Origin of the sequence: Spirillospora sp. NPDC046719, assembly GCF_040645715.1 — a bacterium.
GTDB lineage: Bacteria > Actinomycetota > Actinomycetes > Streptosporangiales > Streptosporangiaceae > Spirillospora.
The window spans coordinates 1-13629 of record NZ_JBEYYT010000251.1; the positions used below are offsets into that span (position 1 = coordinate 1).

Consider the following 13629-nt stretch of genomic DNA (forward strand, 5'->3'; position numbering starts at 1 on the left):
GCGCGCGCCGCGCGGGGGGCCGCGCCCGCCCGGGGGGGGGGCGCCGTCGTTGCGGCCGCCCGGCCCCCCCCCCCCAAACCCCCCCCCCCACCGCAGCGGGGGTTCCAGGGGGTCGCCCCCTGGGTCAATACTGCTTGCGGGCGCGCTCTATGAGGTCGCCTAGGTGGTCGGAGACGATGCTGGGGCGTTCCAGCATGGCCATGTGGCCGGCGGTGGGGACGACCTCCAGGCGGGCGGACGGCACGCAGCCGGCGATCTCGAGGCTGTGCTCGACCGGGGTGAGCATGTCGTTCTCCGCGCCGATGACCAGGGTGTCGGCGGCGCCGAGGGCGGCGCAGTCGCTGATGACCTCGGTGGTGACCATCGAGTGGAGGAAGTCGATGAAGGCGTCCATCCGGGTCTCGGTCATCATCTGCTCGGCGAACGCGACGGCGGCGGGGCTGGCGTCGGGGCCGAAGGCGATGAGGTCCTCGATCAGCATGGAGCCGTCGCGGCCGAGGTGCCGGACCTTCTCGATGGCGGCGGAGCCGGCGCCGAGGGCGCGCAGGGCGCGCGGCAGGACGCGCTGGGTGGAGCGCGCGACGAGGGCCGGCAGGCCGAGGGTGACCTCGCCGAGGCCGCCGGACGAGGTGCACAGCAGCCCGGTGGCGGCGATCTTGCCGCCGACGAGCCCGGCGTTGGCGTCGGCGTACCGCATGGTGGTCATGCCGCCCATGGAGTGGCCGACGAGGACGACGGGCGTGTCCGCGGGGACGGTGGCGTCGATGACGGCGGCGAGGTCGCCCGCGAGCCGGTCGAGGGTGTAGCCGTCGCGGGCGCCGCCGTCGGAGCGGCCGTGGCCGCGCTGGTCCCAGAAGACGAGCCGGCCGAGGCCGCGCAGCGCCTTGCGCTGGAAGTGCCAGGAGTCCTGGGTGAGGGTCCAGCCGTGCGAGAACACGACGGCGAGGTCGGTGCGGTCCTCGCCGTCGATCTCGGCGTAGAGCCGGGTGCCGTCGTCGGCGCGGACCGGGACGGGGCGGCCGCGCAGGGAGCCGAACGGCTCCCCGGCGTAGGGGTCGGGCCGCAGCTGGAGGCGGCGGACGGCGCGGCGCTGCAGGGCCAGTCCCGCCCCGGCGCCGGCTCCGGCGAGCGCGGCGGCGGCGATCACATTGCGGCTCGTCCTGGCGGCACGGCCCATGGCCGGTTCCTCCGTTCCTTCGGGCGGACGCCGGCCGGGGGGCGGCGTCGCGGCGCCGGCGGCGCCGGTGGGGTACGGCGCCAATTGTTGTACGCGGGGTCCAAGAGTGGCCACATCGGGACGCCGACTGTGACGGACTCGTCAGTAACCTCAGGCGCAACGCCACCATAGATTGACGGCGTAGTCCACTTCGAGACCGGCATGCTCGCGCAGGAACTCGTCCGCGAGGTCGGCGGGGAACTCGATCCGCAGCACCGCCGCGAGGTCCTCCCGGTTCCCGAACGACCACCTGATCATCAGCGGCTCGCGGGTGAAGCCGCGCCGCGTCCAGAACCGCTCGACGGCCTCCGGGTCGTACTTCGGCAGACCGCGCCGGAACCAGCGGCCGAACGTGGACCGGGTCGCGTCGTTGTCGATGACGAAGACCGCCCCGCCGCGCCGGACGACCCGGTCCAGCTCGGCGAGGCCCGGCTCGCAGCCCGGCCCGAAGAAGTACGCCCACCGGACGTGCACGACGTCGACCGACGCGTCCGGCAGCGGCAGCGCCTGCGCCGCGCCGACACGCACGGTGACGTTCGGAAGATCGCGGACGCGGCGCGCGGCGGCCCCCGCGAGGCCCGCGTGCGGCTCGATCCCGATCACCCGGTCCGCCTCCGCGGCGAAATGGGGCAGGTGGAAGCCGGTGCCGCAGCCGAGGTCCAGCACGGTCGCGCCCGTCCACGGCCGGATCGCGCGCATCGCGGCGTCCAGCACGCCGTCGGGGTCCACCGCGCGGTTCTCCAGCTCGTAGACCTGCGGGGAGTTCCAGATGTTCGGGCTCGGCACGGCGCCCGGCGCGATCTCGGCCACGGGAACAGAGCGTAGCCGCGCCCGGAGCGGCCCCACGCGGAAGCAGCGCGGGTACTCCGCGAAGCAGCGCGGATCACTCGGGGCGAGGGTTTCATCACCGGCGCGGGCGCATAGGCTTTCCTTTACGAACACCGCCTCTCACGGACCCAGCCGAGCGATCATTCCTGGCGAGGAAGCCTTGACCCCGCAGCACAACGGCGCCCGTTCACCGGCCCTGCGCGTGCCGGACGCACCGATCACGCTGTCCACGGCGTCGGTCTATCCCGAGAAGGTGCCGAGCGCCTTCGAGATCGCCGCGCTGCTCGGCTACGACGGCATCGAGGTCATGGTGTCCACGGACGCGTCCTCGCAGGACCTCAACGTCCTGCGCCGCCTGTCCGACTACCACCAGATCCCGATCAAGTCGATCCACGCGCCCTGCCTGCTGCTCACCCAGCGGGTCTGGGGCCGCGAGCCGTGGGGCAAGCTGGTCCGCTCCAAGGAGGTCGCCGAGGAGCTCGGCGCCGACGTCGTGGTCGTCCACCCGCCGTTCCGCTGGCAGCGCGACTACGCCAAGGAGTTCGTCGAGGGCCTGGCCCGCATGCAGGACGAGACGGACGTGCTGTTCGCGGTCGAGAACATGTTCCCGCTCAAGGCGCGCGGCGCCGAGGCCGGCATGTACCTGCCCGACTGGAACCCCGTCGACCAGGACTACCCCCACGTCACGCTGGACCTGTCGCACACCGCCGTGTCCGGTTCCGACGCCCTCGGCATGGCCGCGGGCCTCGGCGACCGGCTCCGCCACATCCACCTCGCCGACGGCGTCGGGATCACCAACAAGGACGAGCACCTCGTCCCGGGCCGCGGCAACCAGCCGTGCGGGCCGATGCTGGAGACGCTCGCCGAGTCCGGGTTCCGCGGGCACGTCGTCCTGGAGGTCAACACGCGCCGCGCGTCCAGCCGCGCCGAGCGCATGGAGGACCTGGCCGAGGCGCTCGCGTTCGCCCGGCTGCACCTGGCCGCCGCCGACCACACCTGGCAGGTCACCTCGGGCGGGGAGGTCACCCGCCGGGGCGCCCGGTGACCGACGGGACGCGCTCCGGGCGGACCGCGTCCGCGCGGGGCCGCCGGCCCGGCCCGACCGAGACGCGCGAGGCGATCCTCGCCGAGGCGCGCGAGATGTTCGCCGACAAGGGCTACGACGGGACGTCGCTGCGCGCGATCGCCCGCGCCGCCGGCGTCGACCCGGCGCTCGTGCACCACTTCTTCGGGACGAAGGAGGGCGTGTTCGTCGAGGCCATGCGGTTCCCGGTGGACCCGTCGGTGCTGCTGCCGCACCTGCTGTCGCAGCCGCGCGAGCGGCTCGGCGAGACGATCGTCCGGACGTTCCTGCAGGTCTGGGCCGACGCGGACCGGCGCGCGCCCATCCTGGCGATGCTGCGTTCGGCGATGACCAACGAGCGGGCGGCGGTGATGATGCGCGAGTTCGTGACGTCGGCGCTGCTCGGCCGCGCCGAGGCCGCCGGGTCCCTGCCGCGGCTGAACGTCCAGGCGGCGGTCGGGCAGATGATCGGCGTGATGATCCTGCGGTACGTGCTGCGGGTCGAGCCGATGGCGTCCGCGAGCGAGGACGAGCTGGTCGAGCTGGTCGCGCCGACCCTCCAGCGCTACCTGGACTGACGTCCCTCCCCGCACGGAACCGGCACGGAACCCCGCACGGACCCGTACGGAACCCGGTGCGGAAACCGGACCTTCCCGGCCTCTTGACCGGGCCTCCGCGCGGACTTAAATTCATCACATGATGAGTTCCAGTCCCGCCGTGGAAGTGCGGGACCTGCGGGTGGTGCGCGGCGGGCGCGAGGTCCTGCACGGACTGAGCTTCGACGTCCCGCGCGGCCGCGTCGTCGGGCTGCTCGGCCCGAGCGGCTGCGGCAAGACCACCGTGATGCGGGCGCTCGTCGGCGTCCAGGTCGTCGCGAGCGGCCGCGTCACCGTCCTCGGGGAGGACGCCGGGTCGCGCGGACTGCGGAACCGCGTCGGCTACGCGACCCAGACCCCGGCCGTCTACGGGGACCTGACCGTCGCCGAGAACCTCCGCTACTTCGCCTCCGTGCTCGGCGCGCCGCGCGGCGACGCCGACCGCGTCATCGAGGAGGTCGGCCTCGCCGGCAACCGCGACCAGCCGGTCGCGACGCTGTCCGGCGGGCAGCACAACCGCGCGAACCTCGCCGTCGCCCTCCTCGGCTCGCCCGAACTGCTCGTCCTCGACGAGCCCACCGTCGGCCTCGACCCCGTCCTGCGGCAGGAGCTGTGGGCGCTGTTCCGGACGCTCGCCGGACGCGGCGTCACGCTCGTCGTGTCCAGCCACGTCATGGACGAGGCGGGCCGCACCGACCGGCTGCTGCTGATGCGCGAGGGGCGCATCCTCGCCGACGGCGCCCCCGGCGAGCTGCGCGAGCGGACCGGCGCCCCCGACCTGGAGGAGGCGTTCCTCCGCCTGATCGCCGAGACCGCCGGGAGCCCCGCGTGAACCCCGCGATCACCCTCGCCACCGCCCGCCGCATCCTCGCCCAGCTGAGGCACGACCACCGGACCGTCGCGCTGCTGGTCGTCGTGCCGAGCCTGCTGATGATCCTGCTGCGGTACGTGTTCCAGGCGCCGGCGATGTTCGACCGGCTCGGCCCGATGCTGCTCGGGCTCTTCCCGTTCGTCGTCATGTTCGTCGTGACCAGCGTCGCCACGCTCCGCGAGCGCACCGGCGGCACCCTCGAACGCCTCATGAGCATGCCGCTCGGCAAGCTCGACCTGCTGCTCGGCTACGCGCTCGCGTTCGGGCTCGCCGCGCTGGTGCAGGTCGGCACCGTCCTGGTGATCTCGCTGACCTGGCTCGGGCTGGACCTGACCGGCTCGCTCGGCTCCCTGGTCCTCGTCGCGGTGCTCGACGCGCTGCTCGGCATGGCCCTCGGCCTGTTCGCCAGCGCGTTCGCCCGCACCGAGTTCCAGGCCGTCCAGTTCATGCCGGCGTTCGTGCTGCCGCAGACGCTGCTGTGCGGGCTGATCATCCCGCGCGACCAGATGGCGGGCTGGCTGGAGGCGGTCTCCCGGGTGCTGCCGCTGACCTACGCGGTGCAGGGCATGCAGGAGATCAGCGCGAAGCCCGGTTTCACCGGCACCCTCACGACGGACGTCGCCGTGATCGCCGCCTTCACCGTCGTCGCGCTCCTCCTCGGCGCCGCCACCCTGCCGAGAAGGACGCCGTAGCCCGGAGGTTTACCCGGGGGCCGGGACCGGTCTCGATCAGGACGGACGGGTGAAACGCGCCTTAACCGCACTGATCGGGCTGGTAGCTTCTGCGCCATGACCCCCCGAGACCTCCCCGGCCCGCCGCTGCCGCAGCGGCCCGATGGGGCCCTGCCGCCGCACGCGGGACGCCACGCGTCCGGAGCCCCCGACGCCCCGGCGGGTCCGGGCGTCCCGGCAGGTCCGGGCGCTCCGTCCGGCCCCGGCGCGACCGGGGCCCACGCCGCGCCGGGCCTTCCCGGCCCCGGCGGTCCCGGCCTCGGCGGGCACGAGGGGCACGGTGCGCCCGGAGGGCCAGGCGGCCCGTCCGGACCCGGAGACGGCGGCCCTGGCGGTCCCGGCGGTCCCGGCGGCGAGGATCCCGACAGCGCGGCGTTCTGGGGCGGCGGGCCCGGCGGCGACGACGGCGACGGCGTGCGCCGGCGCAAGAAGCGCTGGCCGCGCGTCCTGCTCGCGATCGGCGTGTTCCTCGTGCTGCTCGTGGCGGGGATCGGCGGGCTGATCTGGCAGCGCCAGTCGTCGTACAACGGCAACATCCACCGGATCCAGGGCGTCATGCCGGGCGGCAAGCGGCCCGGCCCGAACAGCGCGGGCACCGAGAACTGGCTGCTGGTCGGCTCCGACACCCGCGCCGACGTCGGCACGACCGGGGACGGCGGCGGCGACCTCTGGAAGCCGGGCCAGCAGCGCACCGACACGATCATGCTGCTGCACCTGCCGGCGGACCGGAAGAAGGCGTACATCATCTCCTTCCCCCGGGACTCCTACGTGCAGATCCCCGGGTACGGCAAGCAGAAGATCAACGCCGCGTTCTCGTTCGGCGGCCCGAAGCTGCTGATCGAGACGATGGAGAACCTCACCGGCGTCCGGATCGACCACTACGGCGCGATCGACTTCGAGGGCTTCAAGTCGATGACGGACGCGCTGGGCGGCGTCACCGTCGACATCAAGCAGAGCGTGTACGACCCGGCCCGCAAGAAGCAGTGGAGCGCCGGCCGGCAGAAGCTGAACGGCGAGGAGGCGCTGCTGTTCGTCCGGCAGCGCTACAACCTGCCGAACGGCGACTTCGACCGGATCAAGCGGCAGCAGGCGTTCCTCGGCGCGCTCGCCAAGCAGGCCGCGGACGGCGGCACGATCACCAACCCGCTCAAGCTCGACCGGTTCCTGTCGGCGTTCACCAAGTCGATCAGCGTCGACTCGAGCGAGTCGGCGGGGGACCTGCGCTCGCTGGCGCTGAGCCTGCGGCACCTGCGCGTCGGCGACGTGACGTTCCTTACGACGCCCTACAAGGGCACCGGGATGCGCAACAAGCAGAGCGTGGTCTTCCTGGACCCGCCCAAGGCGAAGACGCTGTTCGAAGCGGTGAAGACGGCCGGCATGCAGCAGTACGTCCAGAAGTACGGCGGCGGCCACGGCGTCGGCACGGTGTCCTGAGCGGGGTCCCGGGACGGGGCGTCGTGATCGGGGCGCCGGTCCGGGCATAACCTGGGCGGTAGGGGACGGCGGCTGTGAAGGAGCGGGCCGTCCCGCCGGACAAGGGGTTGTGCACCAGTGCTTCGTCAGGCGTTGCTGTTCGCGTCGCGCAGTGGCGGCGCACGCCGGATCATGGAGACCGCGCCGTTCACCGGCGACGTCGTCCGGCGGTTCGTCGCCGGGGAGACCATGGACGACGCGGCGCGCGTCATCGATGACCTCACCGCGGAGGGTCTGCTCGTCACGCTGGACGTCCTCGGCGAGGACACCGAGGACGGCGGGCGCGTCGAGGCCAACGCCGACCACTACGTCGCCCTGCTCGAACGGCTCGGGGAGTCCGGGCTGGGGGCGCGCGCCGAGGTGTCGGTGAAGCTGTCGGCGATCGGGCTGACCCTGGGCGAGGAAATCGCGCTGGAGAACGCGCGCCGCATCTGCGGCGCGGCACGCTCCGCCAGCACGACCGTCACGCTCGACATGGAAGAGCACACCACGGTCGATGCGACGCTGCGGATCGTCCACGAGCTGCGCCGGGACTTCCCGGACGTGGGCGCGGTCATCCAGGCGTACCTGCGGCGCGCGGAGGAGCACTGCGCGGAGCTGGCGTACGAGGGGTCCCGCGTGAGGCTGTGCAAGGGCGCCTACGCCGCGCCCGATGTGGTGGCCTTCACCGACAAGGACGAGATCGACAAGTCGTACGTCCGCTGTATGAAGGTCCTGATGGCGGGCAAGGGCTACCCCATGCTCGCCACCCACGACCCGCGCCTCATCGACATCGGCGGCGCGCTGGCGGTGCTGAACGAGCGCGACGCCGACACGTTCGAGTACCAGATGCTCTACGGCATCCGCTCCGCGGAGCAGCGCCGTCTCGCGGCGAAGGGCGCGCAGGTCCGCGTGTACGTCGCCTACGGGCGCGAGTGGTACGAGTACTTCATGCGGCGCCTCGCGGAGAGGCCGTCCAACCTCAAGCTGTTCGCGCGCTCCCTCGTCCACCGCGCCTGACCGCCCGCGCCTGGCGCTCCCCGCCTGACCGTCGGCGCCTGGCCGTCCGGTGGCCGGGCAGCCCCCGATAGGCTGGTGCGGTCACTGGATCCCCACGTCAAGGTATGCCGATGATCGCGATTCTGGGTGCCGGGAAGATGGGCGAGGCGCTGCTGTCCGGGGTGCTCCGGGCCGGCCGCCGCCCGTCCGAGCTCGTGGCGACCGCGCGCCGCGAGGAGCGCGCGGCGCTGCTGCGCGAGCGCTACGGCATCGAGACCGTGTCCAACGCCGACGCCGCCGCGAAGGCCGAGACGCTGGTCATAGCGGTGAAGCCGCAGGACATGGGCGCGCTGCTGGACGAGATCCGCCCGCACGTCGGCGGCGACCGGATGGTCGTCTCCATGGCGGCGGGCATCCCCACGGCGTTCATCGAGGAGCGGCTCCCGGCCGGGACGCCGGTGGTCCGCGTCATGTCGAACACGCCCGTCCACGTGGACGAGGCGATGAGCGTCATCTCGGCGGGGTCGCACGCGGGCGAGGAGCACCTGAAGCTCGCCGAGGAGCTGCTGTCGCCGGTCGGGAAGGTGCTGCGCATCCCCGAGTCGCTGCAGGACGGCGCGACGGCCCTGTCCGGCAGCGGCCCCGCGTACTTCTACTACCTGGTCGAGGCGATGGTCGACGCCGGCATCCTGCTCGGCATGCCGCGCGCCGCCGCGCTGGAGATGGTGATCCAGTCCGCCGTCGGCGCCGCGGTGATGCTGCGCGACTCCGGCGAGCATCCGGTGCTGCTGCGCGAGGCCGTGACGTCCCCGGGCGGGACGACGATCTCGGCCATCCGGGAGCTGGAGCGGCACGGCGTCCGCGCCGCCGTCCTGGAGGCGATCGAGGCGGCCCGCAACCGCGGCCGGGAGCTCGCCGGCGGCTGACCGCCCCGCCCTGCTTGACCCCCGTTCTGCGCATATCGCCCGAAAAAAGTTGAATTCCGAATGATCGGGTTGAGCCGGGCGAGGGTGCCGGGCCGTGTTAGGAGTATGCGACTCATACTCCGACTGCTGGTCGCCGCGGGACTCGGCGCGGACGCCGTCGTGCACTGGAGGTTCGCTCCCCAGATGGCGTTCGTCCAGGGCGGCTCGATCCACGGCGACCTGCTCTTCCGCATCCAGGCCGGGATCGCCGCCGTCGTCGCGGTGATCATTCTCACCTACGCGGCCCGCTGGTCGTACGCGCTGGCGTTCCTGGTCGCGGGGAGCGCGGTCGGCGCGCTCCTGCTCTACTACTACGTCGACGTCGGCGCGCTCGGTCCGCTGCCGGACATGCACGAGCCCGTCTGGTACACCGAGAAGACGATCAGCCTGGTCGGCGAGGGGATCGCGACGGTCGCGGCGGCGGTCGGGTTCCTCACCGTCCGGCGCCGGCCGGAGGACGGCGACCCGGTCTTCGAGCCCGAGCACGCCCGCAACTTCTGACCCGCGACGACCCGGTGATCGGGCCACGCGGGGTGACGGACGAATTCCCTAGCGTGGCTAATGAGCCCGATTTCCGGGTGAAACAGGGACTTTCCTGGCTACCATCCCCGTTGATCTTGATGACGGCGGGGGAGGCGCGGGATGGTCGACCGGCGGAAACGGGACGCGGGCGTGCCTCGCGCGGCGTCCCCGGTGGAGCGGACGCTGCTGCACCGCACGCTCATCAGGCTCGGCGTGCCGCGCTTCATGGCCGACCACGCGGCCGCGCTCCTGGCCGCGAACCGTCGTTCCGCGCCCAAAGAGGGCAAGAGCGACGGCCGGTAGGTCCGCGCGCCTACGCCGCGACCTCCGACTTCTTGGGCGCCGGGGCCGTGACGGACCCGATGAAGCGGGCGGCGTCGCGCATCGCCGCGCTCGCCTCCGGAAGCACCCGGTTGAGGATCTGGAAGACGTGCATCTGTCCCTTCCAGACCTGGAGCTCGCAGTCGGCGCCCGCGGCGGTCAGCGCGTCCGCGAGCGCCTCCGCCTCGGGGCGCAGCACCTCCGCGCCGCCGACCTGGATCAGCACCGGCGGCGTGTCCGTCCACGCGCAGGTGAGCAGGGCGAGGCGCGGGTCGTCGAAGCCGCCCGGCCCCACCACGAGCCTGGCGACCCTGCGCGCCGCGTACGCGCTGATGTACGGGTCGCGGGCGTGCTGTTGCTCGCGGGTGGACAGTTCGCAGGTCAGGTCGACCCAGGGGGAGAACAGGACGATTCCGGCGGGGGACGGCAGCCCCGTCCGGCAGATCTCGCCCGCCAGCGTGGCGGCGAGGTGCCCGCCCGCCGAGTCGCCCGCCACGACGATCCCGGACGCGGGGACGCCGCGGTCGAGCAGCCACCGGTAGGCGGCGAGGGCGTCCTCCAGCGCGGCGGGGAACGGGTGCTCGGGCGCGAGCCGGTAGCGGGGCACGAGGACGGGCAGCCCGGTCTCGACCGCCAGCCGCGACGTGATCGACCGGTGCGTGCGCGGCGAGCAGACGACGTAGCCGCCGCCGTGCAGGTAGAGGATCGCGCCAGCGGGCGACGCGCCCGCGGCGGGGGCTTCGGGCGCGTCGCGGGAGACGACCCACTCGCCCCTGACCGGCCGGTCACCGGGGCTCTCGACGCGCGGGTCCGCCAGCGGGACGACCCGGGCCCGCGAGCCGGCCCGCAGCAGCAGGGACGCGGCGTCCACGGCGGAGCGGGCGGTGCGGATGCTCGGTGCGTGCCCGGGGACCCGGTGCATGAAGGGGTGGACGCCCAGCCGGAGGGCGCCGGAGATCGCGCGGCTGCGGACGCTCTGGTCCATCGGCACCTCACTGGCTGTTTCCGTTGTGTTATGTACATGCCCATTTATGTCGTGTAATCAACATCACAGCTTGATCGCGAGGGACGTCCGGACCGGTGGGGTCTGTGATCCAGGCCACGGACCCGCCGCGATACCGTGAGGTCATGAGCGTCGCGCCGCCCTCCCAGCCTCCGCCCCGGGGCTGCGGGCTGGAGATCTTCTGGGACGACCGGCTCGTCTCCTACGACTTCGGGCCCGGCCACCCGATGAACCCGGTCCGCGTCGAGCTGACGATGGCGCTGGCCCGCGAGCTCGGCGTGCTGGACCGCCGCAACGTGCGGGTCTCCGAGTTCGAGACCGCCGACGACAAGCTGCTCCGCCTCGTCCATGAGGAGGCGTACATCGCGGCCGTCAAGCACGCGGGCGCGACCGGGCTGCCGGAGCCGCGGTACGGCCTCGGCACCGACGACAATCCCGTCTTCCTCGGCATGCACGACGCGTCCGCGCTGGTCACGGGCGCCTCGGTGGCCGCGGCGGAGGCGGTCTGGACGGGCCGCGCCGAGCACGCCGCGAACGTCTCCGGCGGCCTGCACCACGCGCTGAGCGGCGCCGCGAGCGGCTTCTGCGTCTACAACGACCCGGCCGTCGCGATCGCGTGGCTGCTGGAGAACGGCGCCGAGCGCGTCGCCTACGTCGACATCGACGTGCACCACGGCGACGGCGTCCAGGCCGCGTTCTACGACGACCCGCGCGTCCTGACGATCAGCCTGCACGAGACGCCGCGGACGCTGTTCCCCGGCACCGGGTTCCCCACCGAGACCGGCGCCGACGGCACGGCGGTCAACGTCTCGCTGCCGCCCGGCACCAACGACGCGTCCTGGCTGCGCGCGTTCGAGGCGGTCGTCCCGCAGCTGCTGCGCCGGTTCCGCCCGCAGGTGCTCGTCACCCAGCAGGGCGCCGACTCGCACGCGCTCGACCCGCTCGCCCACCTGATCCTCACCGTGGACGGGCAGCGGACCGCGTACGCGGCGCTGCACCGGCTCGCGCACGAGACGGCCGGCGGCCGCTGGATCCTGACCGGCGGCGGTGGCTACGAGCTGGTCCAGGTCGTCCCGCGCGCCTGGACGCACCTGCTGGCGGAGGCGTCCGGCGACCCCATCGCGCCGGCCACCGAGACCCCGGACGCCTGGCGCGAGTTCGTGCAGAGGCGCACCGGCGAGATCGCCCCGCGCCGGATGACGGACGGGACGGACGTGGTGGAGGTGCACCGGTGGGGGAACGGCTACGACCCGGCGAACCCGGTCGACCAGGCGATCCTGGCGACCCGGCGGGAGGTCTTCCCCGAGCACGGCCTCGACCCGATGACGGACGAGTGACCGCGGACGAGTGACCCGCGGAAGAGCGACGACGAGCGACGACGAGGAAGAGTGACGAGCAGAGCGGCGGCGGACGAGTGATGGCGGATCCTGGCAAGCCCCCCACGCGGGACGAACTGCGCGCGCACCTCGTCCGCACGATGATCGCGGGCGACGTGGCGACACCGCGGCAGAACAACCTGCTGCACTACCGGCGGATGGCGGCCGGCAACCCGTACTACCGGTTCGGGCTGGAGCTCAAGCCGTCGTGGACGGAGCGGTCCGTGCTGGAGATGATGGTCGAGCGCTGCGGCGTGAACCCGGATCCGCGGCACGTGTACGGCGACGACACGATCGACCCCGACATCACCCTCGACACGCTGGAGGCGATGGGCGACCGGATCGGCCTCGCGGCGCGCCGCCGGGAGACCGTGGTGATCGCGACCGGGCATCCGGCCACGCTGACCCCGCTGTACCAGGGCGTCGCGCGGGCGCTGGCGGGCGCGGGCTGCCGCATCCTGACCCCGGCGGCGGGCTGGACGTACGAGATCGAGGTCGACTACGGCGGCTCCGACCTGCGCCGGATCGTCTACGCCGAGCCGGGCGTGGCGATGCTGGAGGGCGAGGACTTCCGCACCCACCACACGCACGACCCGCATCCGATGGAGGCGATGCTCCGCGAGCTGGCCTCCGGAGGCGCCGGCCCGGCCGCGTCCGCTGATAGCGGAAACGGCGAGACCTTGAACGATAAACACGATTCTTGGCCGGATCTGGCCATTGCCGATCACGGCTGGGCGGGCGCCGCCGGCCAGGCCGGCATCGACACCGTCGGATTCGCGGACTGTAACGATCCCGCGCTGTTCGCCGGCGCCGCCGAAGGCAAGATCGATGTGGTCGTCCCGCTGGACGACGGCGTGTCTCCGCACCATTACGGGCCCTTGACGGCGTATCTCCTCGCCCGCGCGGGGCTGTCCCCGAAGGACTGACCTTGCTTACCTTCCGGCGCGGCCGTCCATCCTGTCACTGGGTGTGACAGGGCTGCCGTAACGGTGTCCGTGGTTTGGCGCGACCCCAGCGCGAACCTCTGAGTCGCAGGTCATCGCCTGTTTTCGGTTGACATTCGGTGGGATTGCCACGCCCTGTGCCGTCATGTTCGCGCTCCGTACGGGAGCAACGATATGGCCGCCCGGTCAGGGTCGGATACGGAAATGTGCGGAACTCCCCTCTTGCGACTGCCGATACGCGATTTACGCTGGAGGAAGTACACGTGCGTGATCAAAGTCACCCGAAGGGCCGGTGCGCGGCACGTGTGGAAGAGGGCGTCCGATGAGCTCAGGCGAGCGACCTCTCAGCGAGGTCAGGTTCCTGACCGTGGCCGAAGTGGCCTCGGTGATGCGGGTGTCCAAGATGACCGTCTACCGCCTCGTCCACTCGGGCGAGCTTCCCGCCATCCGGGTGGGCCGCTCGTTCCGGGTCCCCGAACAGGCTGTTCACGACTACCTGCGCGACGCGTACATCGAAGCCGGATAACGGGTGAGGGCGGGGCCGACAGGCCCTCGCCGAACCTGCCACCCGGCCGTGCAGGGGGCGCCGGGACGACCCGCGAGGACCGTCCCGGAGCTGGGGAAACAGGACGAGGACCGGCCGGCGGCCGGTAGGCCGCCGGACCCGGGGACCGGGCCGGACGGTCTCGGCGTTCTGGCGCACCCCGCTCGCGCAGCTGTTCAGCGACGGGGGCCACGCCGA

15 protein-coding genes are annotated in these 13629 nt (G+C 72.8%); 12 read left to right on the forward strand and 3 right to left on the reverse strand.

The annotated features are described in order from the left end of the window. Positions 1-124 precede the first annotated feature (124 nt). Together ABZ914_RS32700 and ABZ914_RS32705 are read right to left on the reverse strand one after the other, a co-directional pair. On the reverse strand, positions 125-1177 hold the full coding sequence (locus tag ABZ914_RS32700) for an alpha/beta fold hydrolase (RefSeq protein ID WP_500197968.1): 1053 nt from the start codon (positions 1175-1177) through the stop codon (positions 125-127). Between the two features lie 150 nt (positions 1178-1327). After that, a complete protein-coding gene (locus tag ABZ914_RS32705; RefSeq protein ID WP_500197969.1) occupies positions 1328-2026 on the reverse strand; it encodes a class I SAM-dependent methyltransferase in 699 nt (232 codons plus the stop codon). Between the two features lie 178 nt (positions 2027-2204). Between ABZ914_RS32705 and ABZ914_RS32710 the strand changes: the two genes are divergently transcribed. The 9 genes from ABZ914_RS32710 (at position 2205) to ABZ914_RS32750 (ending at position 9546) form a co-directional block, all read left to right on the forward strand. Continuing rightward, positions 2205-3089: a sugar phosphate isomerase/epimerase family protein gene (locus ABZ914_RS32710; protein WP_500197971.1), complete on the forward strand. Its 885-nt coding sequence runs from the start codon at positions 2205-2207 to the stop codon at positions 3087-3089. Next, positions 3086-3685 (forward strand): TetR/AcrR family transcriptional regulator, encoded by a 600-nt coding sequence (locus ABZ914_RS32715; protein ID WP_500197973.1) that lies wholly within the window; start codon positions 3086-3088, stop codon positions 3683-3685. The genes ABZ914_RS32710 and ABZ914_RS32715 overlap by 4 nt, the downstream gene beginning before the upstream one ends. A gap of 118 nt (positions 3686-3803) precedes the next feature. Beyond that, the gene (locus tag ABZ914_RS32720; protein ID WP_500197974.1) at positions 3804-4535 is read left to right on the forward strand and encodes an ABC transporter ATP-binding protein; all 732 of its coding nucleotides are present in this window, start codon (positions 3804-3806) and stop codon (positions 4533-4535) included. Then, positions 4532-5266 carry an ABC transporter permease gene (locus ABZ914_RS32725; RefSeq protein ID WP_500197977.1) on the forward strand — a complete coding sequence of 245 codons (735 nt, stop codon included), beginning with the start codon at positions 4532-4534 and terminating at the stop codon, positions 5264-5266. Before ABZ914_RS32720 ends, ABZ914_RS32725 begins: the two co-directional genes overlap by 4 nt. Positions 5267-5362: 96 nt before the next feature. After that, entirely contained in the window at positions 5363-6739 is a 1377-nt protein-coding gene (locus ABZ914_RS32730; protein ID WP_500197979.1) for an LCP family protein, read from the forward strand. 117 nt (positions 6740-6856) lie between these two features. Continuing rightward, positions 6857-7777, forward strand: a complete 921-nt coding sequence (locus tag ABZ914_RS32735) for a proline dehydrogenase family protein (protein ID WP_500197981.1) — start codon at positions 6857-6859, stop codon at positions 7775-7777. A 110-nt stretch (positions 7778-7887) separates the two neighbouring features. Next, positions 7888-8682 (forward strand): pyrroline-5-carboxylate reductase, encoded by a 795-nt coding sequence (gene proC / locus ABZ914_RS32740; protein ID WP_387031956.1) that lies wholly within the window; start codon positions 7888-7890, stop codon positions 8680-8682. A 105-nt stretch (positions 8683-8787) separates the two neighbouring features. Continuing rightward, a complete protein-coding gene (locus ABZ914_RS32745) occupies positions 8788-9222 on the forward strand; it encodes a hypothetical protein (protein WP_500197983.1) in 435 nt (144 codons plus the stop codon). Positions 9223-9363: 141 nt separating this feature from the next. Further along, positions 9364-9546, forward strand: coding sequence for a hypothetical protein (locus ABZ914_RS32750; protein WP_500197986.1), 183 nt, complete (start codon positions 9364-9366; stop codon positions 9544-9546). A 10-nt stretch (positions 9547-9556) separates the two neighbouring features. On the opposite strand, the gene ABZ914_RS32755 is transcribed toward ABZ914_RS32750, so the two are convergent. Next, complete coding sequence (locus ABZ914_RS32755) at positions 9557-10549, reverse strand: alpha/beta hydrolase (RefSeq protein ID WP_500197988.1); 993 nt, start codon at positions 10547-10549, stop codon at positions 9557-9559. Positions 10550-10692: 143 nt separating this feature from the next. Here ABZ914_RS32755 and ABZ914_RS32760 point away from each other — a divergent pair, with 143 nt between their 5' ends. The 3 genes from ABZ914_RS32760 to ABZ914_RS32770 all read left to right on the forward strand — a co-directional run bounded on the left by ABZ914_RS32760 (position 10693) and on the right by ABZ914_RS32770 (position 13413). After that, entirely contained in the window at positions 10693-11904 is a 1212-nt protein-coding gene (locus tag ABZ914_RS32760) for an acetoin utilization protein AcuC (RefSeq protein WP_500197990.1), read from the forward strand. Positions 11905-11984: 80 nt separating this feature from the next. Beyond that, positions 11985-12869 (forward strand): phosphatase, encoded by an 885-nt coding sequence (locus ABZ914_RS32765; RefSeq protein WP_500197992.1) that lies wholly within the window; start codon positions 11985-11987, stop codon positions 12867-12869. Positions 12870-13209: 340 nt separating this feature from the next. After that, the gene (locus tag ABZ914_RS32770; protein ID WP_067466901.1) at positions 13210-13413 is read left to right on the forward strand and encodes a helix-turn-helix domain-containing protein; all 204 of its coding nucleotides are present in this window, start codon (positions 13210-13212) and stop codon (positions 13411-13413) included. The last annotated feature ends 216 nt before the right edge of the window (positions 13414-13629 follow it).

What these genes read in the sequence shown, in the direction of transcription:
- ABZ914_RS32745 (WP_500197983.1), top strand. Translation starts at nt 8,788, where the DNA reads ATGCGACTCATACTCCGACTGCTGGTCGCCGCGGGACTCGGCGCGGAC.
- ABZ914_RS32720 (WP_500197974.1), top strand. Translation starts at nt 3,804, where the DNA reads ATGATGAGTTCCAGTCCCGCCGTGGAAGTGCGGGACCTGCGGGTGGTG.
- ABZ914_RS32755 (WP_500197988.1), bottom strand. Translation starts at nt 10,549, where the DNA reads ATGGACCAGAGCGTCCGCAGCCGCGCGATCTCCGGCGCCCTCCGGCTG.
- ABZ914_RS32730 (WP_500197979.1), top strand. Translation starts at nt 5,363, where the DNA reads ATGACCCCCCGAGACCTCCCCGGCCCGCCGCTGCCGCAGCGGCCCGAT.
- ABZ914_RS32700 (WP_500197968.1), bottom strand. Translation starts at nt 1,177, where the DNA reads ATGGGCCGTGCCGCCAGGACGAGCCGCAATGTGATCGCCGCCGCCGCG.
- proC (WP_387031956.1), top strand. Translation starts at nt 7,888, where the DNA reads ATGATCGCGATTCTGGGTGCCGGGAAGATGGGCGAGGCGCTGCTGTCC.
- ABZ914_RS32750 (WP_500197986.1), top strand. Translation starts at nt 9,364, where the DNA reads ATGGTCGACCGGCGGAAACGGGACGCGGGCGTGCCTCGCGCGGCGTCC.
- ABZ914_RS32770 (WP_067466901.1), top strand. Translation starts at nt 13,210, where the DNA reads ATGAGCTCAGGCGAGCGACCTCTCAGCGAGGTCAGGTTCCTGACCGTG.
- ABZ914_RS32765 (WP_500197992.1), top strand. Translation starts at nt 11,985, where the DNA reads ATGGCGGATCCTGGCAAGCCCCCCACGCGGGACGAACTGCGCGCGCAC.
- ABZ914_RS32760 (WP_500197990.1), top strand. Translation starts at nt 10,693, where the DNA reads ATGAGCGTCGCGCCGCCCTCCCAGCCTCCGCCCCGGGGCTGCGGGCTG.